At 71.1% G+C, this 25751-nt stretch carries 17 protein-coding genes; 3 read left to right on the forward strand and 14 right to left on the reverse strand.

Annotated features, from left to right (window positions below; translation table 11 throughout):
• The first annotated feature begins 85 nt into the window (after window positions 1-85).
• Window positions 86-2086, forward strand: a complete 2001-nt coding sequence (locus ACFV6H_RS17940) for an N-acetylmuramoyl-L-alanine amidase (protein WP_385542762.1) — start codon at window positions 86-88, stop codon at window positions 2084-2086.
• 152 nt (window positions 2087-2238) lie between these two features.
• Here ACFV6H_RS17940 and ACFV6H_RS17945 read toward each other — a convergent pair whose 3' ends face one another.
• From ACFV6H_RS17945 to ACFV6H_RS17965, 5 genes are all read right to left on the reverse strand, one after another.
• Window positions 2239-3378 carry a chemotaxis protein gene (locus tag ACFV6H_RS17945; protein WP_385542766.1) on the reverse strand — a complete coding sequence of 380 codons (1140 nt, stop codon included), beginning with the start codon at window positions 3376-3378 and terminating at the stop codon, window positions 2239-2241.
• A gap of 267 nt (window positions 3379-3645) precedes the next feature.
• A complete protein-coding gene (locus ACFV6H_RS17950) occupies window positions 3646-6000 on the reverse strand; it encodes a glycoside hydrolase N-terminal domain-containing protein (protein ID WP_385542769.1) in 2355 nt (784 codons plus the stop codon).
• 129 nt (window positions 6001-6129) lie between these two features.
• Entirely contained in the window at window positions 6130-6630 is a 501-nt protein-coding gene (locus tag ACFV6H_RS17955) for a hypothetical protein (protein ID WP_046496399.1), read from the reverse strand.
• A gap of 406 nt (window positions 6631-7036) precedes the next feature.
• Complete coding sequence (locus ACFV6H_RS17960) at window positions 7037-7279, reverse strand: DUF397 domain-containing protein (RefSeq protein ID WP_066952556.1); 243 nt, start codon at window positions 7277-7279, stop codon at window positions 7037-7039.
• Window positions 7280-7411: 132 nt separating this feature from the next.
• Window positions 7412-8521 carry a calcium:proton antiporter gene (locus ACFV6H_RS17965; RefSeq protein WP_093592389.1) on the reverse strand — a complete coding sequence of 370 codons (1110 nt, stop codon included), beginning with the start codon at window positions 8519-8521 and terminating at the stop codon, window positions 7412-7414.
• Between the two features lie 233 nt (window positions 8522-8754).
• On the opposite strand from ACFV6H_RS17965, the gene ACFV6H_RS17970 reads away from it, so the two are divergent.
• A complete protein-coding gene (locus ACFV6H_RS17970) occupies window positions 8755-10608 on the forward strand; it encodes a serine hydrolase (RefSeq protein WP_385542774.1) in 1854 nt (617 codons plus the stop codon).
• Window positions 10609-10654: 46 nt separating this feature from the next.
• Here the strand turns inward: ACFV6H_RS17970 and ACFV6H_RS17975 are convergent, their stop codons facing one another.
• The 3 genes from ACFV6H_RS17975 to ACFV6H_RS17985 all read right to left on the reverse strand — a co-directional run bounded on the left by ACFV6H_RS17975 (window position 10655) and on the right by ACFV6H_RS17985 (window position 15681).
• Window positions 10655-12187, reverse strand: a complete 1533-nt coding sequence (locus ACFV6H_RS17975) for a phytoene desaturase family protein (protein WP_385542777.1) — start codon at window positions 12185-12187, stop codon at window positions 10655-10657.
• 171 nt (window positions 12188-12358) lie between these two features.
• A complete protein-coding gene (locus tag ACFV6H_RS17980; protein WP_385542780.1) occupies window positions 12359-14632 on the reverse strand; it encodes a tetratricopeptide repeat protein in 2274 nt (757 codons plus the stop codon).
• On the reverse strand, window positions 14614-15681 hold the full coding sequence (locus ACFV6H_RS17985) for an oxygenase MpaB family protein (protein WP_385542783.1): 1068 nt from the start codon (window positions 15679-15681) through the stop codon (window positions 14614-14616). The genes ACFV6H_RS17980 and ACFV6H_RS17985 overlap by 19 nt, the downstream gene beginning before the upstream one ends.
• Window positions 15682-15831: 150 nt before the next feature.
• On the opposite strand from ACFV6H_RS17985, the gene ACFV6H_RS17990 reads away from it, so the two are divergent.
• The gene (locus tag ACFV6H_RS17990; protein ID WP_385542786.1) at window positions 15832-17385 is read left to right on the forward strand and encodes an ATP-dependent DNA ligase; all 1554 of its coding nucleotides are present in this window, start codon (window positions 15832-15834) and stop codon (window positions 17383-17385) included.
• A gap of 85 nt (window positions 17386-17470) precedes the next feature.
• Here ACFV6H_RS17990 and ACFV6H_RS17995 read toward each other — a convergent pair whose 3' ends face one another.
• The 6 genes from ACFV6H_RS17995 to ACFV6H_RS18020 all read right to left on the reverse strand — a co-directional run bounded on the left by ACFV6H_RS17995 (window position 17471) and on the right by ACFV6H_RS18020 (window position 25717).
• Window positions 17471-18508 carry a phosphatidylinositol-specific phospholipase C domain-containing protein gene (locus ACFV6H_RS17995; protein ID WP_385542789.1) on the reverse strand — a complete coding sequence of 346 codons (1038 nt, stop codon included), beginning with the start codon at window positions 18506-18508 and terminating at the stop codon, window positions 17471-17473.
• A 255-nt stretch (window positions 18509-18763) separates the two neighbouring features.
• Window positions 18764-18964, reverse strand: coding sequence for a hypothetical protein (locus ACFV6H_RS18000; protein ID WP_384984294.1), 201 nt, complete (start codon window positions 18962-18964; stop codon window positions 18764-18766).
• A 65-nt stretch (window positions 18965-19029) separates the two neighbouring features.
• Window positions 19030-20946, reverse strand: a complete 1917-nt coding sequence (locus ACFV6H_RS18005) for an NAD-binding protein (RefSeq protein ID WP_385543101.1) — start codon at window positions 20944-20946, stop codon at window positions 19030-19032.
• A 530-nt stretch (window positions 20947-21476) separates the two neighbouring features.
• The gene (locus ACFV6H_RS18010) at window positions 21477-22637 is read right to left on the reverse strand and encodes an NAD-dependent formate dehydrogenase (RefSeq protein ID WP_093588944.1); all 1161 of its coding nucleotides are present in this window, start codon (window positions 22635-22637) and stop codon (window positions 21477-21479) included.
• 101 nt (window positions 22638-22738) lie between these two features.
• A complete protein-coding gene (locus ACFV6H_RS18015; RefSeq protein WP_385542792.1) occupies window positions 22739-23683 on the reverse strand; it encodes a LysR family transcriptional regulator in 945 nt (314 codons plus the stop codon).
• Window positions 23684-23725: 42 nt separating this feature from the next.
• On the reverse strand, window positions 23726-25717 hold the full coding sequence (locus tag ACFV6H_RS18020) for an ABC transporter permease (RefSeq protein ID WP_385542795.1): 1992 nt from the start codon (window positions 25715-25717) through the stop codon (window positions 23726-23728).
• Window positions 25718-25751 lie beyond the last annotated feature (34 nt).

Below are 25751 nucleotides of genomic sequence, written 5' to 3' on the forward strand. Positions count from 1 at the left end.
ATTGACGGATCGTCCGGGAGCCGATACCTCTGTAGTCGGCCCCGCCCGGCAGACCCTCGCGTATCACCCGTCACTGGAGGCTGCGTTGCAAGGTTCCGTCCCCCCACATCCGAGATCCCGCCGTGGGCGTGCGCTGAGAGCGGGGGGCGCCGTGGCATCCGCCGCCCTGCTGCTGCCGCTGATCTCGGCCGCTCCCTCCGCCACCGCGGAACAGCCCGCCGCCGACGCGCTCCAGCGCGAGTTCGCCGCGGCCTCCGCGCAGTACCGGGTACCGCAGAGCGTGCTGCTCGGCGTCTCGTATCTCCAGTCGCGCTGGGACACGCACAGCGGGGCGCCCAGCGTCACCGGCGGCTACGGTCCGATGCATCTGACCGACGCCAGGGCCGCGATCGCCGGCGCGCGGCAGCACCACTCGGACGGCGCGGAGGACGCGCGCGGTGACACTTCCCGTCCGGCGCGGACGGTCAGGACCGTACGGACGGCCACGACGACAGCGCCGCCCAGGACATCCGAACTGCCCGCGCGGCTGCGCACCCTGGACCGCGCCGCCACTCTGACCGGACTGCCCGCCGAGGAGCTGCGGGAGAGCCCGGCCGCCAATATCCGCGGCGGCGCGGCGCTGCTGGCCGCGGCCCAGCGGGAGCTGGGCGAGCCGCTGAGCGGCGATCCCGCCGACTGGTACGGCGCGGTCGCCCGCTTCTCCGGAGCGGACGACTCGGCGACCGCCACGGCCTACGCGAACGATGTGTACGCGGTGATCAGAGGCGGTGAGCGGCATACGACGGACAGCGGCCAGCGGGTCGCGCTGCGCGCGGCCCCGAAGATCTCGCCGGACACCTCCCAGGCGGCGCGGCTCGGACTGCGTACGGTCCCGGCGGACGAGGCGGAGTGCCCGCGCACGGTCGCCTGTGAGTGGCTGCCCGCGGCGTACGCGGAGTTCGGCGACAAGGACTACGGCAACCACGACAAGGCCGACCGGCCCGCGTCCCAGTCGATCGACTACATCGTCATCCATGACACCGAGGGCTCCTGGGACACCACGCTCAAGCTCATCAAGGACCCGGACTATGTGTCCTGGAACTACACACTGCGCTCGTCCGACGGTCATATCGCCCAGCATGTGGCGACCAAGGATGTGGCCTGGCACGCCGGCAACTGGTACATCAACGCCAAGTCGGTGGGTCTGGAGCACGAGGGCTTTCTCGCCTCGCCTGACGCCTGGTACACGGAGTCGATGTACCGCACCTCGGCGCGGCTGGTGAGATATCTGGCGGAGAGGTTCGACGTCCCGCTGAACCGGCAGCACATCCTGGGCCATGACACCGTGCCGGGCACGACCACCGCGCTGATCCCCGATATGCACACGGATCCGGGCCCCTACTGGGACTGGGCGCACTACTTCCGGCTGCTGGGCAAGCCGTTCGAGGCGACCGCGGGTGCGAACGCCGATGTGGTGACGATCCGGCCCGACTACGCGTCGAACAAGCCGGTGTACACAGGATGCGAGCAGCCGGGCCAGGTCTGTGCCCCGCACGGCTCGGGCGCCGTACGGCTGCACACCGCGCCGCAGGAGACCGCTCCGCTGGTGAAGGACATCGGACTGCGCCCGGGCGGCGAGGACACCACGACAGACGTCAATGACCTGGGGGCCCGTGCCACGACCGGCCAGCAGTACGCGGTCGCCGGGCGCCAGGGCGACTGGACGGCGATCTGGTATCTCGGCCAGAAGGCCTGGTTCCACAATCCGCGGACACGGCCGACGGCGGTGGGCGCCAAGGCCTCGCTGCTGACGCCGAAGGCCGGAGTGGCCGAGGTGCCGGTGTACGGGCGGGCCTATCCGGAGGCCTCTGCGTATCCGGCGGAGGTGCCGGTCCAGACCGTCTCCGCGCTGCCGTACAAGGTGCTCGCCGGTCAGCGGTATGTCGTGGGTGACAGCGCGCCGGGCGAGTACTACTACGCGCCGACGTTCGACACCGCCGGGCACCGGGTGGTGCGCGGCCAGGAGAGGTACTACGAGATCCAGTACGGGCACCGGGTCGGCTATGTGAAGGCGTCCGATGTCGAGGTGCTGCCCGTGCGCCGCTGACCAACGGCGCACGGCGCACGGCTCGCGCCGCCCGGCGTACGGGACGCGGCGTACAGGATGCGGAACACGGCGGGTGTCATCGGCCACGGAGGGGCCTGTGACGCCCGCCGTCCGTGCGTTCGCTTCCTGGTGCTTCCGGGTGCTTCCGGCTGTCAGAAGCGCAGGACGGCGGCGATCCTGTCGTGGGCGGCGAGCGTACCGTCCGGCAGGAACACCACGTCGGCTCCGCCGTCCAGCGCCGTCTCCACCAGTTCGTCCACGATGTCGTCCCGTACGTCGTTGTGCCCGGCGGCCACAGATGCGGGCGCGTCGTCCAAGGGCACGAGATGGCCGTCGTGGACCCGGACCGTACGGCGGTAGTGCTCTTCGAGCGCGACCAGCTCGGCCCGCTTCTCGCGCACCGACTCCCAGACCTCGTCGAGTCCCGCGGCGAAGGTGCGCCGTCCCTTCGCCTCGTCCAGCCGTGTCAGCACCTCCTCCTTCTCGCGCCGCGCGTACTCCTCGATCACCGGCTGGAGTTCCTTGAGCAGCACCGGCGCGGGCCCGTCCACCAGACCGCCCTTGACCAGCCTGCCGACGGCCGAGCGGGTGGCGTTGCCCGCCTCCTCCAGCAGGGCGAGCGCGGGCGCGAGGCCGACCAGATGCAGCGGTCGCGGCCTGCGGGCCAGGACCGCGCCCACGGCGTCGTCCACGGACCGCAGGAACTTGCGGGTCTCCTCGTCGGTGAAGGTGCTCGGCGTGTCGCCGATCCGCTCCTCCCGTTCGACGTCCCAGCTCTCCTCGGGCGCCGCCATGGGAAATCCGTCCGCGCGGTGTTCGCGCAGCGACTCACCGGAGCCGCTCCAGAGCGTCGCGCGGTCGGCAGCGACTCCGAGCACCCAGTACGGGCGTGACTGCGCGGTGGCGGCCACCAGATTCCGGGTGAGATAGCTGTCGCTGAGGACGACACGCTCGGGCACCTCACGCGGCAGATACCAGATCCGGTGCTCCTGGCCATCGGCGAGGAGCAGCAGCCCGTCGAGCGTATGGCTCAGATCGACCTCGGCGAGGGCCCGGTCGAGCTGTGCCCTGAGCGCGACACGTGCCCGCTTGTCCACGTCCGGGTCGGCCTCCAGGCGGTGTCCTGCCTCGGCGAGGAGATTGCGCAGCCGTACGGCGTCCGCCTCGGCGCGGGGATCGCGGCGGTTGGTGGGCATCGTGAGGGACACAGCCGGGTACGGGCGCGGGCGGCGCAGCTCGCGCAGGACCTCCGGCGTCAGACCGTTGCTGCCGTTGTTGACGTTATTACCCATGCTGACCCTTCGCTCGACGAAGCTCCGGCAGCGGGCGGACAGCCACGTGCCGGCGGGCCCCTGGCGTATTTCCATCGTGCGGGATACCGGCCGGTATCGCGCGAGGTGTGAGCCGAGGTTTCGGGCCGGGCCCGTAGTACAGCGCATGGCCCCGTACAGGGCATGGCCCCGTCCGGCGGTGTGCCGGACGGGACCATGGGACCCGTGGCGCCTGGGACAGAGGCGCCACGGGGGCAGTGGGACACCGGGCACTGGGCCCAGGGCTCGTCAGGCTCCCCGGAAGACGTAGGTCTTGCCGGCGATGGCCCGGAAGGTGCGTTCGCCGCCCGCGAGCACGGTGCTGCGCAGCGTCAGCTCCGTCGTACGGCTCGCTCGCAGGGTGATCCTGGTCGCCCGGCCGCCGGACCACTCGATGTCGAGCGTCGCGCCGCCGCGCGCCCGCAGTCCCTTCACCCGGCCGTCGGGCCAGGAGGCGGGCAGGGCGGGCAGCACCTCGATCGGTCCGTGCTGGCTCTGCACCAGCATCTCGGCGATACCGGACGTGGCACCGAAGTTGCCGTCGATCTGGAACGGCGGGTGCGTGTCCCAGAGGTTGGGCAGGGTGGAGCTCTTGAGCTGCTCGGAGAGCATCTTGTGGGCGTGGTCGCCGTCGAGCAGCCGCGCCCAGAAGTTGATCTTCCATGCCTTGCTCCAGCCGGTGCCGCCGTCGCCGCGCGCGGTCAGCGAGACCTTGGCGGCCTCCGCCCACTCGCTGCCCGCCTCGATCTGCCGGCCCGGGTGCAGGGCGTAGAGATGCGAGACATGGCGGTGGTCGTCCGTCCGGCCGTCGAGGTCGGTCTTCCACTCCTGGAGCTGGCCCCAGGAGCCGATACGCAGCCCTGGGTCGAGCTGTCCGAGGGCGGTCTCCAGCCGGGTGCGGAAGGCGCGGGAGTCGCCCAGCGTCCGGGCGGCCTCCAGGGTGTTGGTGAACAGATCGAAGACGATCTGCTGCGACATCGCCGCGCCCACCGTGAAGTCGCCGTGCTCCGGCGAGTAACTGGGCGTGACGACGAGCGTGCCGTCCCGTGGGTCGGTGCGGAGATTGGCGAGCCAGAACTCCGCCGCTTCCTTCATCACCGGATAGGCGGTGGCGCGCAGATAGCTGGTGGATCCGTTGAAGCGGTAGTGGTCGTAGAGCTGCTGAGTGAGCCAGGCGGCGGCCTCCGGGAACCAGAAGGAGGTGGCCCAGTTGTGGACTCCGGTGAAGCCGTACGGGTTGGTCTCGTTCTGTACGACCCAGCCGTCCGAGCCGAAGATCTCCCGCGCGCTCACCCGGCCGGGAGCCCGCATCGACTCGACATAGCGGTCGTAGGGAACGGTGGTCTCGGCGAGATTGGTGACCTCGGCGAGCCAGTAGTTCATCTGGAGGTTGATATTGACGTGGTAGTCCGCCGACCAGGGCGGATTGGTGACGTTGTTCCAGACGCCCTGGAGGTTCGCGGGCAGCGAGCCTGCGCGCGAGGAGGCGATGAGCAGATAGCGGCCGTACTGGAAGAAGAGCGCTTCGAGTGCCCGGTCGGCGGCGCCGGCGCCTCCGGTGTAGCCCGTCAGCAACTGGTCGGTGGGCAGCTCCGGGAGCTGCTGGCCGATGTCGAGCGAGACCCGGTCGAAGAGCGCGCGGTGGTCGTTCACATGGTCGGTGCGCAGCGCGGAGTACGAGCGGCGGGCGGCGGCGTCGACCGCCTTGGTGACGGCCGTGTGCGGGTCGGCGCCACGGTAGCGCGGATAGGTGTCGGCGTAGTCGGTGCCTGCGGCGAGCACGAACCACGCGCTGTCGGCGCCGCTGACGGTGAGAGTGCCGTCCGTGCCCGCGGTGACCCGGCCGCCGTCCGTACGTACCCGGATCTGGGTCTCGAACCGCAGCCCGTTGTCCTGGAGCGCGCCTCGTACGGTGAGCCGGTCACCGCTCGCGGTGGCGGTGAAGTCCTCGCGGGGCGAGGTGTAGCGCAGGGTGAAGCCGATCTTTCCCGGCTCGTCGGCGGAGAACCGGCCCGCGATCACCTTGCCCGGGAAGGAGGCGAAGAACTCCCTTGTATACGTGGTGCCTTCATGGATGTACGAGACGGCCGCGAGGGCGGTGCCGAGGTCGAGCGAGCGTCGGTACGAGGCGTCGGGAGCCGTCGGCGCGCCGGGAACGGCCAGCTCCAGTTCGCCGAGGACCTGATAGGCGCCGAAGCCGTGCTTGGGCTGGCCAAGTTCGGCGGCGACCGTCTCCGGAGTCAGTTTGCCCTCGGTGTCCAGGCGCTCCTGTACGGAGGCGAGTGCGCCGGGCCGGGGCTCGGTCCAGTTGCCGTGGTCGTATCCGCCCTCGGCTCCGGGACCACCGGTCCACAGTGTCTTCTCGTTGAGTGTGAGCCGCTCGGTGGCGAGCGTGCCGAAGACACTCGCGCCGAGCGCTCCGCTCCCGATGGGCAGCGATTCCCGCTCCCAGTCGGCGGCGGGCTTCTGATACCACAGCGTCAATTCATCGGATGTGTCATGGCCGGTTGCGGCGGCAGACGGGACCGGGGCTCCCAGTGTCAAGGCGCCGGTTACCCCAATTGCGGACTTGATCGTGGTTCTACGGCTGATCCCAGGCGTCATGGCCCGGACGTTAAAGGTCCGATGACAGAATTGGCAATACGCAAGACAAATTCAGTTCACAGGGCAGCACGAGAAGGGCGGCACGGCCCCCGGTCCGGGGTCCGTGCCGCCCTGAGTCCGCCGGCCGACTCAGCCCTGCTGGAACAGCTCCGCGGGCAGCGGCTTCAGCAGCGCGTAGAGATCGTCCGTGATCGGCCGGTCCCAGCTCGCGATGGTGACCAGGACATGGTCACTGCGATCGAACTGCACACAGGAGATCCGGCTCTCGGAGAGCTTGAGACGGCGGACGATCAGCAGATTGTCGCCCTGCATCACCGGGATGTCCTCGCTGCCGACGACCTCGACCGGCTCCTCGTTCTCCAGTGCCAGCAGAAGCTGTGCCACCTCGAACGGGATCTGTCCGTCCACCAGTTCGCGGGCCGGTGAGCCCTCGGGCAGATTTCCGATGATCATCGCGGGGCCACGGCCGCCGAAGAGGTCGTACCGGAGGAAGACACCCTGGCAACTGCCGTCGGGAGCGGGCAGCAGACCGGCGCCCAGGTTTCCGGGCCAGTCACCCGGGTCCATGGCCAGGACGTCGAAGTCCGGGCCCGCGGGTGTGGCGGCGCTGCGGCGGCGGAGGAAGGACATCCCACCATGGTACGTGTTCGCGCCACTACTCAGGAGCCACGTGAGCCCTTTCACGGAGGCACGCGGAAGCTCCCTCGGGCGTCTGCCGTCGGTTCGCCGGAGCCAGGTTTCCGTCAGGTTTCCCGGACGTCGATACAGGTGAGGTGGATGAGGCGGACGGTACGGGTGTGACGATCGCGAGCCCCTGGGCGGAACCGGAGACATCCGGCCGTCAGCCATGGGCGAACGCGCCGACCACGCACAGACCATGTACCGGCTCTCCGTCGTACTCGGCTCAATCACCGCCCTACGGTGGAGAGTCGGGGACGGGAGGCGTGAAAGCCCTCTGTCCCCCGGAGGCCGGCCGGCTCCCCGGGGTGTCCCGCGCCGCGCGGCGGCCCGCGCGCGGTCAGGTCACGCGGTCATGTCAGGTGAGGTCGAACTCCCCCTCACGCGCGTTGATCACAAAGGCCCGCCACTCGGCCGGGCTGAAGATCAGCGACGGGCTCTCGGGCCGCCCGCTGTTGCGCATGGCGATAAAGCCCTCGACGAAGGCGATCTGGACGTCACCCGTGCCTTGGCTGCTCGACTGCCAGTCCGCGTTGCTCAGATCGAGCTCCGGCTTGTCCCACCCCGAAAGCGGCTTGTGGGTGGTGATGCTCTCGGCCACGTCCTGCTCCTCCCGCTGCGTCGTCCCGGGCCAGCCTATCGATCGCCGTCGGTCCTCGACAGGCCACGGCCGAAGGACGCGGGAGCCCGGAAGTCATGGCGGTTCATGGCCGGGAGTCATGGACTGATGGCGTCATGGGCTGATGGCCAGAAAGACGAACGCGGTGAAGATGCCCAGATGGACTCCGCCCTGGAGCAGTGTGGCGCGTCCCGGTGCGACGGTCAGCGCGCCCACCACCACGGTCAGCGCGAGCAGCACCATATGCGTGGCGTCCAGTCCGAGGACCAGCGGTCCGCTCAGCCAGACGGTGGCGAGCGCGATGGCCGGGATTGTCAGCCCGATGCTCGCTATCGCGGAGCCGAGCGCGAGATTGAGACTTGTCTGCACCCGCTCGCGGCGGGCCGCGCGTACGGCGGCGAGAGTCTCCGGCAGCAGCACGAGCAGGGCGATCACCACACCGACCACCGACTGAGGCAGCCCGGCCGACTCCACTCCCGACTCGATGGTGGGCGAGACCGCCTTCGCATCACCGACGACGGCGATCAGCGCCACCACGAGCAGCACCAGACTGACTCCGGCCGCCCGGCGGCTGGGCAGCGGAGCGTACGACTCCTCCTCCCTCCTTACCTCACCGTCCTGGGTGACGGGCAGGAAGTAGTCGCGGTGGCGCACCGTCTGTACGGCGACGAACAGCCCGTACAGGATCAGCGAGGCGACGGCGGCGAAGCCGAGCTGCGCCGACGAGAACTGGCGCCCTGGCCGGCTGGTGGTGAAGGTGGGAAGCACCAGGGTGAGGGTGGCCAAGGTCGCGACGGTGGCCAGCGCGGCGCCCGTGCCCTCGGGATTGAACACGGCGATCCTGCTGCGGAGCGCACCGACCAGCAGACAGAGTCCGAGGATGCCGTTGCAGGTGATCATGACGGCGGCGAAGACGGTGTCCCGGGCGAGCGTGGCCGACTTGGCGCCGCCGTCGACCATCAGAGTGACGATCAGCGCGACTTCGATGACGGTGACGGCGACGGCAAGTACGAGTGAGCCGAACGGTTCCCCGACCCGGTAGGCGACGACCTCGGCGTGGTGCACGGCCGCGAGCACCGCGCTCGCGAGACAGAGGGCGACCAGGGCGACCGCGAAGCCGGGCAGGGAGCGTCCCCAGCTCAGTACGAGGGCGACCACCGCGAGCAGCGGCACCACCACGGTCCACCGGGACATCAGTGACCTGATGGTGTCGCTCGTCGTCATGCGCCTCACGCTGCCAGAACCACCGGAGGTACGCGCGGTGGGCTGCGCCGGACGGCGTCCGTGGACCGCTTCCGGTGATGCGGTGTCAGTTCGGGCGTGATATCGGGCCCGGCGTGGTGTCGAGGCCGTTGTCCACAGGGCAGCGGGGAAGGGTTGACAGCGCACAGGTCCCGCAAGAAAGTTTCAGGAGTCGATCGAGATCCCGAAAGATACTTTCAGGGGAGGGCTTCCTGATGACACAGGACGGTACGGGCGACGGGATCAGCCGGCGCGGGCTGGGCGGCGGAGTGCTGGCGCTGGGCGGCGCGCTCGCGCTGGCGCCGATCCCGTTCGCCGAGAGCGTGGCCCGCGCGGCGACGGCCGGATCGGGCGGCGGCGCCGGTGCCACGGGCGGTACGGGCGGTAGGGGCCACGGGCCCGGCTCCGGGCGCAGGACGCTGCGGCGCGGCTCGGCCGAGCGGGCCGGTCTGCTCGCCGACGAGCTGGAGCGGCTGGTCGCCGACGCGATGGCCTTCCTGGGCCCGTCGCCCGTCCATCCGTGGTACGCGGGCGCCGTGCTGCTCGCGGGCCGTGGCGGGACGGTGGCCCTGCACCGCCCGATCGGCAAGGCCGTACGGTACGCGGCGTACGACGAGAAGACCGGCACCGGAGTCGAGCTCCCGGCCGAGCGGCAGATCCCGATGGCCGAGGACACCGTCTTCGATCTCGCCTCCGTCTCCAAGCTGTTCACCTCGATCCTCGCGGTCCAGCAGATCGAGCGCGGCGCGCTGGAGCTGGAGGAGCGAGTCGCCGCGTATCTGCCGGAGTTCGGACGGGCGGGCAAGGAGGACATCACGGTGCGTCAGCTGCTGACGCACACCTCCGGCTTCCGCGCCTGGGTCCCGCTCTATACGGCGCCCACGTACGAGGGCAAGCTGGAGCTGCTCTGGAACGAGGCGCCGCTCAATCCGCCCGGCACGGTCTATCTCTACTCGGACCTCAATCTGATCTCGCTCCAGCTCATCCTGGAGCGGATCGGCGGGCAGCGGCTGGACACCCTGCTCCGCGACGAGATCACCGGTCCGCTCGGGATGCACCGTACGCGCTACAACCCGCCCGCCTCCTGGAAGCCGAAGATCGCCGCCACGGAGGACGCGCGGCGGCCGTGGTCCGGGCTGGACCGCGGAATGGTGTGGGGCGAGGTGCACGACGAGAACGCGTACAGCCTCGGCGGGGTCGCGGGCCACGCCGGTGTCTTCTCCTGTGCCTGGGACCTGGCGGTCCTCGCCCGGGCGCTGCTCAACGGCGGCGCCTACGGCCGGGCGAGGATCCTGCGCCCGGAGTCCGTGGAGCTGATGTTCACCGACTTCAACTCCGGCTTCCCCGGCGATGCCCACGGTCTGGGCTTCGAGCTGTACCAGCACTGGTACATGGGCGCCATGGCCACTCCGAGCACGGCGGGCCACACCGGGTTCACCGGCACGAGTCTCGTTCTCGACCCGACGACCGACTCGTTCCTGATCGTCCTCGGCAACTCCGTCCATCCCGTGCGAAGCTGGCGCTCCGGGAGCGCGCCGCGTGTCGCGACCGCCGACCGGATGGCCCGTGCCGTCGCGGTCCGGCCGGAGAGAGGCCGTACGGCCTGGTTCTCGGGCATGGCGAACGCCACGACGGCCACGCTGTCCCTGCCTCCGCTCACACTCGCACCGGAGTCCGGGCATGGACGGCTGCGCTGCTCGCTGTGGTGGGACACCGAGCCCGGCTCCGACGCGCTGTTCCTGGAGGCGTCGGCGGACAGCGGCGCGAGCTGGCGGCCGGTGCCCTTCACGACCGTACGGGCCGGGCAGGAGCCGCTGGCCCATCCCACCGGCTCCGCCACGGGCTGGTCGGGCCGCGTCTGGCACCGGCTGAGCGCCGATCTCGCGGCCTGGCGCGGTACAGAGGTGAGGCTGCGCTGGCGGTACACGACGGACCGGCTGTATGTCGGACGAGGCGCGTATGTGGACGGACTGCGGGTCGAGGACGGCGGCCGTACGGTCTTCGATGACACACGGCGGGAGGACGCGGCCCGTATCGACGCGGTCGGCTGGGTGGCGTCCAAAAACTAGGCCGGGCCCCGGCCGTACCCCGCCCGGGCCCCGTGGCCTTCCGTGCTCACCGGCCCAGGGCCGCCATCGCAGCGTTGTGGCCGGGCACTCCGCTCACGCCGCCGCCTCGGACGGCGCCCGCGCCGCACAGCAGTACATTCGCGTGCGCCGTCTCCACGCCCCAGCGCCCGGTCTCCTCGGTGGCGTACGGGAAGGCCAGATCCCGGTGGAAGATATGGCCGCCCGGCAGCCGCAGTTCACGTTCGAGGTCGAGCGGAGTCTTCACCTCGATACAAGGTCGGCCGTTCTCGTCCACCGCGAGACAGTCGGCGATCGGCTCCGCGAGCCGTTGGTCGAGCTGGGCCAGAGTGGCGGCGAGCAGCTCCGCGCGTACGGCGTCGTTGTCCGCGGCGAACAGCCGCGCGGGAGTGTGCAGTCCGAACAGAGTAAGTGTCTGATAGCCCTCGGCGGCGAGTCCGGGACCGAGGATCGACGGGTCGGTGAGGGAGTGGCAGTAGATCTCGGACGGCGGCGCACTCGGCAGCCGGCCGCCCGCCGCCTCCTGGTACGCCGTGGCCAACTGCTCGTATCCCTCGGCGATATGGAAGGTACCGGCGAAGGCCTCACGCGGATCGACGGACCGGTCGCGCAGCCTCGGCAGCCGGCGCAGCAGCATATTGACCTTGAACTGGGCGCCTTCGGCGGCGGCGGGCGGTTCCTCGCCGAGAAGAGCGGCGAGGGCCTGAGGCGAGGCGTTCACCAGGACCTGACGGGCCGTCACCGTACCGTCGCTCTCGCCGGAGCGGAAGGAGACCTCGGCGGCGGTCCCGTCGGTGACGATCCCGGTCGCCTCGTGCCCGGTGACGATCTCGGCTCCGGCGGACCGCGCGGCGTCCGCCAGCGCGTCGGTGAGCGCGCCCATCCCGCCCACCGGTACGTCCCAGTCGCCGGTGCCGCCGCCGATCACGTGGTAGAGGAAGCAGCGGTTCTGGACGAGTGACGGGTCGTGGGCATCGGCGAAGGTGCCGATCAGGGCGTCGGTGAGCACCACTCCCCGGACCAGATCGTGGTGGAACCGCTCCTCGACGGCGGCACCGATCGGCTCCTCGAAGAGCGTCCGCCAGGCGGTCGTGTCATCGACGCGCGCACGCAGTTCCTCGCGGGTGGGCAGCGGCTCGGTGAGAGTCGGGAAGATCCGCTCGGCGACCCGTCCCGTCATCCCGTAGAACTCCCGCCAGGCCGCATACTCCGTCTCGCCACCGGTCAGCGCGGCGAAGGAGGCACGGGTGCGTCCCTCGCCGACCAGCAGTCCGCCCTCGCCCAGCGGCGTGTACGAGGAAACGGTCCGCTTGCGCACGGTGAAGCGCAGACCCAGCTCCCGCACGATCTTCTCCGGCAGCAGGGAGACCAGATACGAGTAGCGGGAGAGCCGGGCGTCCACACCGGCGAAGGGACGGCTGGAGACGGCCGCCCCTCCGGTGGTGCCGAGCCGCTCCAGTACGAGGACGGAGCGCCCGGCGCGGGCGAGATAGGCGGCGGCGACCAGACCGTTGTGGCCGCCGCCGACGATGACGGCGTCGTACGAGACATGTGCGGGCATGGCTCTTGGTAACACGCGGATGATCTCGGGGCCAGAGGTACGGGAGGTGCCGGTACGGGCTCGGCGAGGCCGCAGGCGCGCGGACGGCCTCAGGTCCCGTCCCGTACGCGTCGGAAGGTCCCGTACCTGTCAGGAGGTCCCTTACGTGCCGGGCGGAGCGCCGCCGCCCGCTCAGCGGTTCCGGCCGCCGTGGCCCTGGCGCAGCGCCGCCACCTGTCGGTACAGCTCCACCGCCTCCGCTCCTCTGCCGAGCTGTTCCAGACAGTGCGCCTCGTCGTTGCGGCTGGCCAGGGCGTCCGGATGGGCGGGGCCCAGCACCCGGTCACGGGTCTCGGCGACCTGGCGGTAGACGGCCAGGGCCTCGCCCCAGCGGCCCAGCCAGCCCAGACCGACGGCGATCTCCCGGCGGCTGACGAGTGTGTCGGGATGGTCGGGCCCGAGGACCCGTTCGCGGAGCGCGCAGACATCACGGGACTCCGCGAGCGCCTCCGCCCAGCGGGCGAGCCTGCCGAGATTGACGCCGAGGCCGTGCCGTGCCCGGAGAGTCTCCGGATGCTGCGGGCCATGGACCCGGGTACGGTCGGCGACCAGCGCGCGGTACAGCTCCAGCGCCTCCGCGCTGCGGCCGAGCCGTCCCAGGCTGATACCGACCTCGTAGCGGGCGGCGAGGCTGTCGGGATGGTCGGGCCCGAGCGCGTGGGCACGGGCCGCCGCGACCTCGTGGTATGCGCTCAGCGCCTCCGGCCAGCGGCCCAGCAGGCCGAGTGTGTAGGCCACTTCGTACTGGGTGACCAGAGTGTCGGGATGGTGGGCGCCGAGCACCCGGGAGCGGGCGGCGGCGACCTCGCGGGCCAGCCGGTAGGCGTCCTCCAGCCGGCCGAGCCGGCTGAGGTTGTACGCCAGGTTGTGGCGGCAGCGCAGGGTGTCCGGATGGTCGGGGCCCATGGTGCGCTCACGGGAGGCGAGGACCGCCGCGAACACCTGGTGGGCCTCGAAGTGCCGGCCGAGCTGTCCCAGGACGTACGCCATCTCCTGGCGGGCGGTGAGCGTGTCCGGATGGTCGGGGCCGAGCGCGCGCTCGCGTCCCTCCACGACCCGGGTGAACTCACGCAGCGCGTCGGCCGTCCGCCCGGTCCTGCTGAGCGTGAAGCCGACTTCGTACCGGCTGCCGAGGGTGTCCGGATGGTCGGGGCCGAGGGCGTGCTCACGTTCGGCCACGACCGCGCGGTGCACCTCGCCCGCCTCCTCCCAGCGGCCCAGCCGGCCCAGGCTCAGACCGGCGTTGTGCCGGCTGGCGAGGACGGCGAGCTGCTCGGGCGAGGGAGTGGGCCGCGCCCGGTGCGGATACATCCCGGTGGCGAGACGCGGATCGGCGGGCGCGGTCCACTCGCCGGTCAGCCCGGCGGTGTGGTCGGGCGGAGTGGGCCGCAGGACGGACACACCGGTCGCCTTGTGCCCGGTGGTCATCCCCCGGGTCCAGGACGGTAGCCGGTCCTCGTCCGGCAGCGGCGCCGGGCGGCCGGGAAAGGGCGGCGCGGGACCTGGATCCGCTCCGGTCGGCACCGGGCGGCCGTGCTGGGAATCAGGGCCGAGGGCCAAGCGGGCGCCGCTGATCCGGCGGCGCAGATCGCCCGCGTCCGAGGGCCGTTCCTCGGGCGTCTTGGCCAGCAGGTCGAGCACGATCCGGTCGAAGAAGCCGGGCAGATCCGCGCGGTGCCCGCTGGGCGGCCGAGGGATCGTGTCACGGTGGCCGACCAGCACCGCCCAGGCGTCGTCCAGATCGAACGGCGGCGCGCCGGTGGCGATCTCGTACAGCACACATCCCAGCGAGTACAGATCGCTGCGGTGGTCGACATGGCCGCCGCCGATCTGCTCGGGCGACATGTAGTGCGGAGTGCCCATGGCGATGCCCGTCCCGGTGAGCCGGGAGGTGAAACCGATGTCATGGCCGAGGCGCGCGATGCCGAAGTCGCAGATCTTCACCGTGCCGTCGGTGAGCCGCATGATGTTGGCGGGCTTCAAGTCGCGGTGGATGATGCCCTGTTCATGGGTGTAGGCGAGGGCGTCCGCGATCTGCTCGGCTATGTCGACGAGATCGGGCACCGGGAGCGGGCGCTGCTGGTTGTCCTCCAGGAGCTGGCTGAGGTTGCGCCCTTCGAGCAGCTCCATGACGAGATAGAGGACTCCGTCGTACTCGCCGAAGTCATGGACGACCGTGACGCCACGGTGCTGGAGCGCGGCGGCGACCCGCGCCTCACGGCGGAACCGCTCCCGCATGACACGCGTGAACGACGAGTCCTGCTGCGGCCCCAGCGGCTTGAGGCACTTGACCGCGACCTGCCGGCCGAGCGACTCGTCGCGCGCCCGCCACACCTCGCCCATCCCGCCGCGCCCGATCAGATCGAGCAGCCGGTAGCGGCCCTGGATCAGCCTGGTGTCCGCCATCGCGTGCTGTCGCCCCCGTCACCTCGCTGCGCCCTCCCCGGCCCGTCCAGTATGGCCGCCCGGCCCTGGAGTGTGTACGGGCTGGGCCGGGTGTCGGGACCGAGCCTCGCCGTCGCCCGGAGGATGTGCTTCGGCGGAAGCTGCCAGCGCACCCGCGCCGGGATCCGCCGAAGCAGCTTCCCGGCGGCGGTGAGCCGGTGGGTGACGGCCTCCGGTGAGGGAGCCGCTCTGCCGTAGAGCGCGTGGGCGAACGGCGGCAGGGCCTGGTAGGCGAGCGAGGCCACCCGGCGCCAGAGCAGTTCACGGGCCGGGACCAGCAGCGGGTGGGCCGGTGGCCGGCGCAGGAAGTCGTCCACCTCCCGCGCCTCGGGACCGCACTCCAGCTCGGGCAGGACCTCGGCGAAGTAGCCGGCCAGCTCGGCGGTGGTGCCGGGCACCTGGTCCGGGTCGAGACCGACCAGCCGGGCGCCCACCCGGTGTTCGGCCACATAGCGGTCGGCCTGCGCGTCGCTGAGGACGATGCCGGAGCGGCGCAGGACATGGAGGTACGAGTCGGCCTCGGCGCAGTGCACCCAGAGCAGCAGCGCCGGTTCGTCGACGCCGTAGCGCTCTCCCGTGACGGGATCGGTGGCCGTGAGGAGCCGGTGGATACGGCGGACCCGGGCGCCCGCCCGCTCGGCGGCCTCGGTGGTGCCGTAGCTGATGGTGCCCACGAAGTGGGCCGTACGCCGCAGCCGCCCCCAGGCGTCCTTTCTGAAGTCGCTGTTCTGGATGACGCCACGGACGGCGCGTGGGTGCAGTGCCTGGAGATAGAGGGCGCGGATTCCGGCGATCCACATCATCGGGTCGCTGTGGAGCTGCCAGGTGATGGAGCCGGGCCCGAAGAGCCCGGGATCGGCAGCCCGCTCGCGGGACGGGCCGCCGGACTCGCCGCCGCCACCGGACTCGCCGCCGCCTCGGGAGTCCTGTCCACCTCGGGAGTCCCGTTCACCGCGGGAGTCCCGTTCACCGCGGGCATCCTGCTCGCTCCGGGGATCCGTCCCACCCATGTCCGTCCTCCCCGCCGATACCTGCTCCGGGTGCCCGCTCCGGCCGTCCCGCCACCGGGCGGAGTACGGCCAGGCTAACCCGGTGAGCGCACCGGACTCCCGGCCCTCACCGGACGCGCGCGCACGCGTCCGGCGTAGCACGATGGCTGCATGATGCTGGCACCGCTCGCCCGTGTCTCCCGGGAGGTCGCGCAGACCTCGGCGCGGTCCCGGAAGATCTCCCTGCTGGCCGGAGTGTTCCGTACAGCGGGGCCCGAGGACGTGCCCGTCGTCATCCCGTATCTGGCCGGGCGGCTGCCTCAGGGCCGTATCGGCGTCGGCTGGAACGCCCTCAAGGACCCACCGCCGCCCGCGGACCGGGCCACCCTGACCGTGCATGAGGTCAATGACACCTTCACCGCTCTCGCCGCGGTCGCGGGCCCGGGCTCACAGGGCGAGCGGCGACGGCTGGTCCAAGAGTTGCTGGCGGCGGCCACCGAGGACGAGCAGCGCTTCCTCGTCGGGCTGATCTCCGGTGAGCTGCGGCAGGGAGCGCTGGACGCCGTCGCGGTCGAGGCGCTCGCGGAGACCTCGGGCGCCGGCGCCGCCGTGGTGCGGCGGGCGGTGATGCTGGCGGGCTCGCTGCAACAGGTGGCGCAGCGGCTGCTGGCCGAAGGACCGCATGTGCTGGAGGAGTTCCTGCTGACCGTGGGCCGGCCCGTCCTGCCGATGCTCGCGCAGAGCGCCGGAAGCGTCACGGAGGCGGTCGGCCGGCTCGGCACCTGCGCCGTCGAGGAGAAGCTGGACGGGATCCGGGTACAGGTGCACCGCGACGGACCGACCGTACGGATCTTCACCCGCACGCTGGACGACATCACGGACCGGCTGCCCGAGGTGACGGAGGCGGCGCTCGCGCTCGACGGCGACCGTTTCGTCCTGGACGGCGAGGTCATCGCGCTGGACGAGATGGGCAGGCCGCGGCCGTTCCAGGAGATCGCGGGCCGGGTGGGCTCCCGTACCGATGTACGGTCCGCGGCGGTGGCGGTCCCGCTCTCCCCGGTCTTCTTCGACATCCTCGCGGTGGACGGTGAGGATCTGCTCGATCTGCCGGGCGCGGAGCGGTACGCGGCGCTGGCGCGGCTGGTGCCCGAGCCGATGCGGGTACGGCGGATCGTCGTTTCTCCGTCGTCCGACGACACGGCCGGTGAGGAGTTTCTGCGGGAGACTCTGGCCCGAGGACACGAGGGCGTGGTGGTCAAGGCGCTCGACACTCCGTACAGCGCGGGCCGCCGCGGCGCGGGCTGGCTGAAGGTGAAGCCGGTGCACACCCTGGATCTGGTGGTGCTGGCCGCGGAGTGGGGACATGGTCGGCGCACCGGCAGACTCTCCAATCTGCATCTCGGCGCACGGCGTGAGGACGGCTCGTTCGCGATGCTCGGCAAGACCTTCAAGGGACTGACGGACGCGATGCTGGAGTGGCAGACCGAGCGCCTCGGGGAGCTGGCCGTACGGGACGACGGCTTCACCGTGACCGTACGTCCGGAGCTGGTGGTCGAGATCGCGTACGACGGGCTCCAGCGGTCGTCCCGCTATCCGGCGGGAGTGACACTGCGTTTCGCCCGGGTGGTCCGCTACCGGGAGGACAAGGCGGCGGAGGAGGCGGACACCGTGGGGATGGTGCTGGCGGCCCACGGCCGGGACGCCGAACAGCGTGAGCGGGGCTGAGCGCCCCGGCCGTGGGACATGGGGACGGGTTGTGCGGCGGAGGTCGGTGGGAGAAGGAACAAAGGAACAGAAGAGACCGCAGGGACTACTGGGCCGCGCCGCGCGCCACGACAGAGGAGAGCACCGGCTTCAGCCCGTGCCAGTCGGAGGAGATCAGACTCGCGTTGCGCTGGGCCAGCAGGGCCAGCCGGTCGCGGGCCTGCTGCTCGGTGGGGTTGGTGCCGTCGATGGCGGGCGCCACATTGTGCGCGTCCGTCATCAGCACGAAGTAGTTCCGCTGCGCGTACCAGGAGGTGTCGAGACCGCTGAAGGCGGAGGCGTCCCCGTCGAAGAAGACGAACCAGGGCCTGATCGAGGCGTCCGTGTACCGGGTGCGCGGATCGCCGGTCGCTGCGTTGTGGACGGCCGGGAAGGCCGCCGCCTCGCGGAGCCGTCCAGCCGCCTTGAGATCACGCAGATAGGTGGCGTACTCACGGTCGGTCCACAGGGTGTCGAAAGGATTCTGCTCCTCGACCGTGCCCGGGATCAGTTCGACGATGAACTTGCCGGCCATCTGCGCGCGCGTGGGCCAGGCGCCGGCCTGGGCCGCCTGGTCGAGGTCGCTGTGACCGCCCACCAGATCCGCGGGACGGTAGAGCGCGTCACCGAGCTTGCTGGTGAGCAGGGCGTCGAGGGCGGCGGGACCACGGCCGGCGTTGCCCTGGAAGCCGTCCTTCAGTTCGAGCTTGAGGACGATGGGCCGGTGGCCCGGGTTGGCGTCGTGCCAGACCTTGATGTCGGACAGGCAGCCGGCCAGATCACGGTTCTGCGCCTTGTTGCGCAGCTCGCCGACGTTGGTGGCGTTCACACAGTTGTTGTCATTGCCCAGCGGGTTGCTGTGCGAGACACGCCAGGAGGCGCCGAACACATTGGTCCACAGGTCGAGTTCGAGCATTCCGGCGCCGGAGTCCAGGGCGTCCGCGAAGTAGGGGAAGGTGGCCTTCTCATAAGAGTTGTGGACCCCGACCCCGGTGGTGGAGGGGTACGGAAGCTGGCCGGGGTCGGCGGCGTGGGCCGGGGTGGTGACGAAAGCGAGCACGGCCACGGCACCGGCCGCGACCGCGGTACGAAAGAGCTTTGCCATATCCCTTGTTCCTCCCGCTGAGCATGTCTTGGGCATGTCAACCGAGAGGGAGCGTAGGGGAATTCAGTGACCAGTGGGAGGACGCGAGCTTACGGTTGCGCAGGCCACGAGGGGCCGAGCGGGGCAGACAGAAGCGCGCCCTCACCGCGAATGTACGGCGAGAGCGCGCCAAGAGGAACCGGGGGACGGCGTGGAGCGGTCCCCTTCAGAAGTGGCGGCTACGGCGGTCTGGGACCGCGGACAGTGACCGAGGGATTACGGGAGCTGCTCCTCGATGGCCGCGCGGCCACGCTCGGCCAGTCGGCGCCTGGCCCACTCGATGGTCTCCGGGGTGAGATCGCGGCCCGAGGCCAGGGCCAGATCTTCCGCCGTCACCTCGGCACCGGCGGTGTGCAGCAGCCGGTCCGGGGTGATGCCCTCGTGCTCCTCCGGCTGCGCAGCGGACTCTGCGTTCATGCCGCCTCCTCGTTCATCCGGTGTGTGGCCATTCTCGTGCCCGCCCGCCCGGCCCGCATCCCCGGCTAACGAGGATCCGGGGCCCGGTCGGCCCGGTCGGCGGGCCGGCGGCCGAGCAGCTCCGCGAGGCCGCGCCGGGTGGCCGCCAGTACCACGCGGTCCCGTGGATGCAGCACATAGCCGGGATGCAGATCCCAGACGAGTCCCTGCGGCCGGCGCTCCTCGCGGTCGAGACGGGTGTCCGCCAGATCGGGCACCCGGTCTCCCGGCTCCGCGGTGTCCAGCGCGATGATCCGCCAGGCACCGGGCCGGAACACCTCCTCGACCGTCCGTCCTTCGAGCCGTGGATGGCCCGCCACATCGATCGCCGCGACGAGCAGCACCTTGCGCTCCACCGGGATGGCGCCCAGGATCTGACGGCCCATCATGGCGATGGCGAAGGCGGGGGCCGCCAGGGTGGAGACGCTGCGGCTGCGGGTGAGGGCGCCCGGGTGGGCCGCGCGCAAAGTGCGGTAGACGGCGGTCGCGAAGTCGTCGTCGTACACCCGCAGCGCCACCCGCAGACCGGGCGCGACGGAGCGCGCGTACAGAGCGGCTTCGAGGTTGGTGGTGTCGGCGCTGGTCAGCGCGAGCAGCGCGTGCGCCCGCTGGATCTTGGCCGTCTCCAGCACGCCTTCCTGGGTCACATCACCGAGGACGACCGGCACCCGCAGACTGCGGGCGAGCGCGATGCCCCGCGCGTCCGGGTCCTCCTCCACACAGACGACCGGGATGCCCAGCTCACGCAGCCGCACCAGCACCCGGCTGCCGATCTTGCCCAGCCCGAGCAGCACCACATGGCCGGAGATACCGCGCGGCGGACGGCGCAGCGCGGACGCCGTACGGAACGTCCCCAGGGCTTCCAGCACCGCCGCGATCACCACGGGCAGCAGCAGAAGTCCCGTGGCTCCGGAGAGGAGTTGGAGTATCTGCCGTGCCGCCGGCTCACCAACTGCCGGATCCCCTATGGCGAAGAGATCGAGCAGCGTCAGATAGGTCGCGCGCAGCGGATGGACACCGGTGAGGATCCAGGAGGTCACGGCCAGGGCGAGTACGGCCATCACGATCCCGGCGAAGGACCAGCGCACCCGTCGGGAGAACAGCGAGCCCAGCGGCGCGCCACGGCCGGCGAGCCGACGCGCCGGCAGATCCGGGCCCACATGGGACACGGCCTCCAGGACCACCGTGCCCCGGCCGGTGGCGGCGGCGGCGCTCGCGTCGTCGGGCAGCAGCCGCGGGCCTTCCTGACCGCTGTTGTCCGAACCTTCGGCGCCCGCCGGGTCGTTGGTGGTGGCGGAGAGCAGGGCAAGCGTGCACAGCCCCGGGTCGGCCACCTCGCCGGGGCCCGGCGGTGTGCGCTCCACGGCCCTGAGCATCAGACCGTCGGCCCTGACGACCTTGCTGGTGCCCGCGACGGCGGTGGCGGCCAGCGCGGGCGCCGCGGTGTCCGCGTCCGAGAGGACTGTGGTGGACGCGTCGAGGGCGGCCGTGTCCAGACCGGGTACGGCGACGGCGGCGGCCTGGTCGAGCAGCGCCTCCAGATGCTGGCCGAGCTTGCGGTTGTAGAGCCGGATGACGAGCCGCAGTTGAGGATTGAGCCGGCGAGCAGCCAGCGCGGCCCGGATATTGATCTCGTCGTCCCCATGCACAAGCGCGAGCGCCGCCGCCTCCCGCACGCCCGCGTCCACGAGGACCTCCTCGTCAAGGTCCAACGCCTCGACAACACGCGCCCCTTCGGCCGGCCCGGCCGGAGCCGCAGCCGTACGGCCCACCGCCGCCGACATCCTCCCGATAAAGGCGGACGCCCGCCCACGCGCCACAAGCGGCGCGGCGGGAAGGTGAGCGCGCACGGGAGGAACGACCAGCGTGACCTGCTCGCCGTAGACATCCCGCAACTCCCCGGCGAGCCGCTGGGCCAAGGTGTCGTCACCGCAGACGACCATATGGCCCGCCGGGGACCCGAGTTGCACCTGCTGAGGAAGTGACACGGTTACATTGTGCTGGGTGTCGTCCTCAATCGCCGGACGGGCTGGATTTTCCGGCCTGCGGCCGGAGTACGGCGAGGAGCGGACGCCCTCCGAGCAGGAACCCGCACCAGGGTTGGCCGTTCCGTCCTCAAACGCCGGACGGGCTTGGTTTGCGGCCCGGCACCGGGCGGAAACCCGGGCGACCGGCGGGAGGGGGGCGGGGTCGGAGGAGGTGCGTGTCCGGACGTAAAGCGTCGCAGCTCGCGCGAAGCGCGGTGAGGATAGCAGTCCGGACATGCACCTCCGGAGGCCCCGGCACCCGCACCACCCACCGCACCGGCCCCCGCGCCGCAGGCGCGTCCTGAACGGCAGCGACCGACAGCCCGCACATGACCACCGGCCCCCGCCGAAACGCACCCCGCACCACGGCCCCCCGCCGGGAGGCGCACCGCACCGCGCCGCCAGGCGCGCACCGCCCCGCACGGCGGCCCGCGAGAGGCGACTCGTTAGCTCGTCACGGAGTAGGAGTGCGCTCCCACCCCCGCCAACGCCCCCTTGTCCACGATCAGATACTCGTCACGCAGCGGAGTCCCCGCGAAGAACGACTCCAGGATCTCCCGCGTCCCCGCCGCGTACCGCGCCTGCGCCGAGAGCGACGAGCCCGAGATATGCGGCGTCATGCCGTGGTGCGGCATGGTCCGCCACGGGTGGTCGGCCGGTGCGGGCTGCGGGTACCACACGTCGCCCGCGTACCCGGCGAGCTGCCCGCTCCGCAGCGCGCGGTCGATCGCGTCACGGTCGGCGATCTTCGCGCGCGCGGTGTTGATCAGATACGCGCCGCGCTTCATCGTGGCGATCAGCTCATCGCCGAAGAGGCCCTCCGTCTCCGGGTGGAGCGGCGCGTTGATGGTGACGACATCGCAGTGCGGCACCATCGCGGCGGCGCTCTCGTGCCAGGTGAGTCCCAGCTCCTGCTCCACCGACTCGGGCAGCCGGTGCCGGTCGGTGTAGTGCAGGCCGACATCGAAGGGCGCGAGACGGCGCAGCACGGCGAGCCCGATACGGCCCGCGGCCACCGTGCCGACCTGCATGCCCTCCAGGTCGTACGAGCGGGCGACACAGTCGGCGATGTTCCAGCCGCCGTCCAGGACCCACTTGTGGGAGGGCAGATAGTTCCGTACGAGCGACAGCGTCATCATCACCACGTGCTCGGCGACGCTGATGCTGTTGCAGTACGTGACCTCGGCGACGGTGACGCCCTTGGCGATGGCGGCGTCGAGGTCGACATGGTCCGAGCCGATGCCCGCGGTGATGGCCAGCTTGAGGTTCTCGGCCTTCGCGATCCGCTCGGCCGTCAGATAGGCCGGCCAGAAGGGCTGGGAGATGACGATGTCGGCGTCGACCAGCTCCTGGTCGAAGACCGATCCCTCCCGGTCCTTGTCGGACGTGACGACGAGGGTGTGTCCCTGGGACTCCAGATAGCTGCGCAGACCCAGTTCACCGGAGACGCTTCCGAGGAGATGCCCGGGAGTGAAGTCGATGCCCTGCGGGGTCGGGGTGGTCTGGCCGCCGGGGTAGTGGTCGATCTTGGGAAGGTCGTCCCGGGCGTAGGTCTTCGGGTATCCGTCGACCGGGTCGTCGTACAGCACGCACAGCACCTTTGCCATGACTGCGGCTCCTCGTCCGTTGTTGCGGGAAGGTGCTTCCAGCCTGCTCGGGAGCGGTGCCATGGTCAAAATGAACCTTTCTATGTCGGGATAGGGACCGGCTATCCCGGTGGTCCCGCAGAGTGCAGATAGGTGTCGAGGAGCTGGTCGAGCGCCTCCCGTACGCCCGCCTCCCTGGCGATCTCCAGCAGGGCTCTGGCCAGTACGGGTTCGGGGCTGCGGTCGGCGATGACCAGACCGACACGAGGGCCGTGTGCCGGATGTGCCACCGGGACCACACGCATACCGTCGGGGACGCCGAACATATGGAGCCAGGCGTGCGAGATCACGCTGGACCACCGTCCGGCCGTGAGATGCGCGTACAGAGCGGCGACGGAGTCGGTCTCGATCGCCGGGACCACGGCGGTCACTCCGTCCGCCGCGAAGTACTCGTCCATGATCAGGCGGTTGCGCATCTGCGGGGAGAGCAGACAGAGCGGCAGTTCGGCGATCTCCGCCCAGCCCGCGGTCCGTTGGCCCTTCATCGGCCCGTCGTGCGGCGTGAGCAGCAGATAACGCTCCTCGTAGAGCGGCGTTCTGCGTACCTGGCCGAGGCTCTCGTCGTCCAGATAGGTGAGCGCGATGTCCAGCTCGAACTCGGCCAGTCGTTGGGTGATATCGCGCGAGGAGAGCGAGTCGAGCGAGACACGCGCCTGGGGATGCCGCTCCACGAACGGTGTGGTGAGCAGCGAGGCGGCGGTGAGCGCGGTCGGTATGGCGCCCATCCGCAGAGTGCCGGCGAGTCCGCCGCGCATCGCCGACAGCTCATGGCGCAGCGCGTCGCGTTCGGCGAGGATCCGGTGTGCCCAGAGCAGCACCCGCTCGCCCTCGGGCGTCAGTCCCTCGAAGCGCCGGCCACGGCGCACGATGGGTACGTCCAGCTCGTGTTCGAGCTTTCTGATCGCGGCGGACAGCGAGGGCTGGGAGACATAGCAGGCCGCCGCCGCGCGAGCGAAGTGCCGTTCCCTGGCGAGGGCCACCAGGTACTCCAACTGACGCAGCAACATCGCTTGCTCCCTGCTCTCCGGGACCGCTCCCGGGGACGTTTCTCAGATGGCGACGAGAGTCACCTCGGTGGCCTTGACACTGGTCCATACGGATATGCCGTCGGCCAGGCCGAGTTCGGCGGCGGCCTCGGGCGTGATCTCTGCGACCAGGTCCGGTGCCTCGTCCGAAGTGATCAGAACACGCAGCCGGCTGCCGAGGGCGGTGATCTCCCTGACCGTTCCCGGCCAGACGTTGCGTGGGCTGCCGGCGGGCCGGTCCCGGTGTACGGAGACGGCCTCGGGTGCGATGACGGCCAGGGCGGCCGTGCCGTCGGCCGGCGGCTCGGCGACGATCAGCCGCCCGCCCGCGGTCAGTTCGAGTCCGCCCGCGCCGAAGGTGCCCGGCCAGGCGTTGCGGCCGAGCATCCTGGCCACCCAGGGCGAGCGCGGATGGCGCGTCACCTCGGCGGGCGGAGCGTCCTGGACAGCCAGTCCCTCGTCCAGCACGAGGACCCGGTCGGCCAGTGAGATGGCCTCGACCGGATCGTGGGTGACGATCAAACAAACGCCGCCGAAGCCGTCGAGATGGCCGCGCAGCGTGTGCCGTACCCGGGCGCGCGTGGTCTGGTCGAGAGCGGCCAGCGGCTCGTCCAGGAGCAGCAGCCGCGGGCTGGCAGCGAGCGCGCGGGCCAGCGCGATCCGCTGCGCCTGGCCGCCGGAGACCTGGTGCGGTTTGCGCCGGGCGAGATGGCCGACACCGAGCCGGTCGAGCCACTGCTGGGCGATGCGCCGGGCCTCGGCCCGCCGCACGCCGTGGGCGCGCAGTCCGTACGCGGTGTTGGCGAGTGCGCTGAGATGCGGGAAGAGCGCGCCGTTCTGCGGGACCCAGGCGACACCGCGGCGGTGCGGCGGCAGCGAGGTGACATCCAGGTCGCCGAGGCGGAGCTGGGCATGGGCGCGCGGAGTGAGACCGAGAAGGGCGCGCAGCAGGGTGGTCTTGCCGGCTCCGTTGGGTCCGACGACGGCGATGGTGGTGCCGGGCTCGGCGTCGAGAGTGAGCCGGTTGAAGCCGGTGACCTCGGCATGCAGCCGCCACCGCTCGTACCGCTCATGAGAGTCATGCCGTTCATAAGAGTCATGAACGGCGGAGGGTTCGGGTGCCGTCACGGCACCGATGCCCTGGTCCGACGGCACCGCCGCCTCCGGTGGCACCGCCGGTTCGTCGGACGCCGGGCCGGGCCGGGGTACGCGGTCGACGGCGCCGGTCGTCCACCGTCCGCGCAGGGCGATCAGTACGGCCATGGCGATGGCGAGCAGCAGCAGCGAGACGGAGGTCGCGGCCTCGGGCGAGTCCTGGAGCAGCAGATAGACCTGGAGCGGCAAGGTCTGGGTGGTGCCGGGAAGATTGCCCGCGAAGGTGATCGTGGCACCGAACTCACCGAGCGCACGGGCCCAGGTCAGCGCGGCACCGGCGGCCAGACCGGGCGCCACCATGGGCAGCGTGACGGTACGGAACACCCGTACCGGCGAGGCGCCCAGCGAGGCGGCGGTCTCCTCGTAGGCGGGCCGCAGCCCGGCGAGGGCGCCTTCGAGGCTGATGACGAGGAACGGCATCGCCACAAAGGTCGAGGCGACGACGGCGCCCGAGGTGTGGAAGGGCAGGGTGAGCCCGAAGCTCTCCTCCAGCCAGGGACCGAGCAGCCCGCGCCGTCCGAAGCCCAGCAGCAGGGCGACACCTCCGACGGTGGGAGGCAGCACCATCGGCAGCAGGACCAGCGTGCGCACCAGCGTCTTGCCCGGGAACCGCACCCGGGCCAGCAGCCAGGCCAGCGGCACGCCGAGCACCAGGGAGAGCCCGAGCGACCAGAAGGAGACCAGCAGCGACAGCCTCAGCGCCTGGACCACGCCCGGGCTGGTGAGATGCGTACCGAGTTCGCCCCAGGAGGTACGCGCGAGAATCCCGATCAGCGGCAGCAGCAGAAAGGCGATCGCGAGCAGCGCGGGCACCGCCAGTGCGACGGGGGCGCCGGGACTGCGGGTGCGGGAGCGGCTCATCTGGTTCCTGGGCTGAAAGGTCGGCGGGCGTCGA

Source organism: Streptomyces sp. NPDC059743, from assembly GCF_042732975.1.
Classification (GTDB): domain Bacteria; phylum Actinomycetota; class Actinomycetes; order Streptomycetales; family Streptomycetaceae; genus Streptomyces.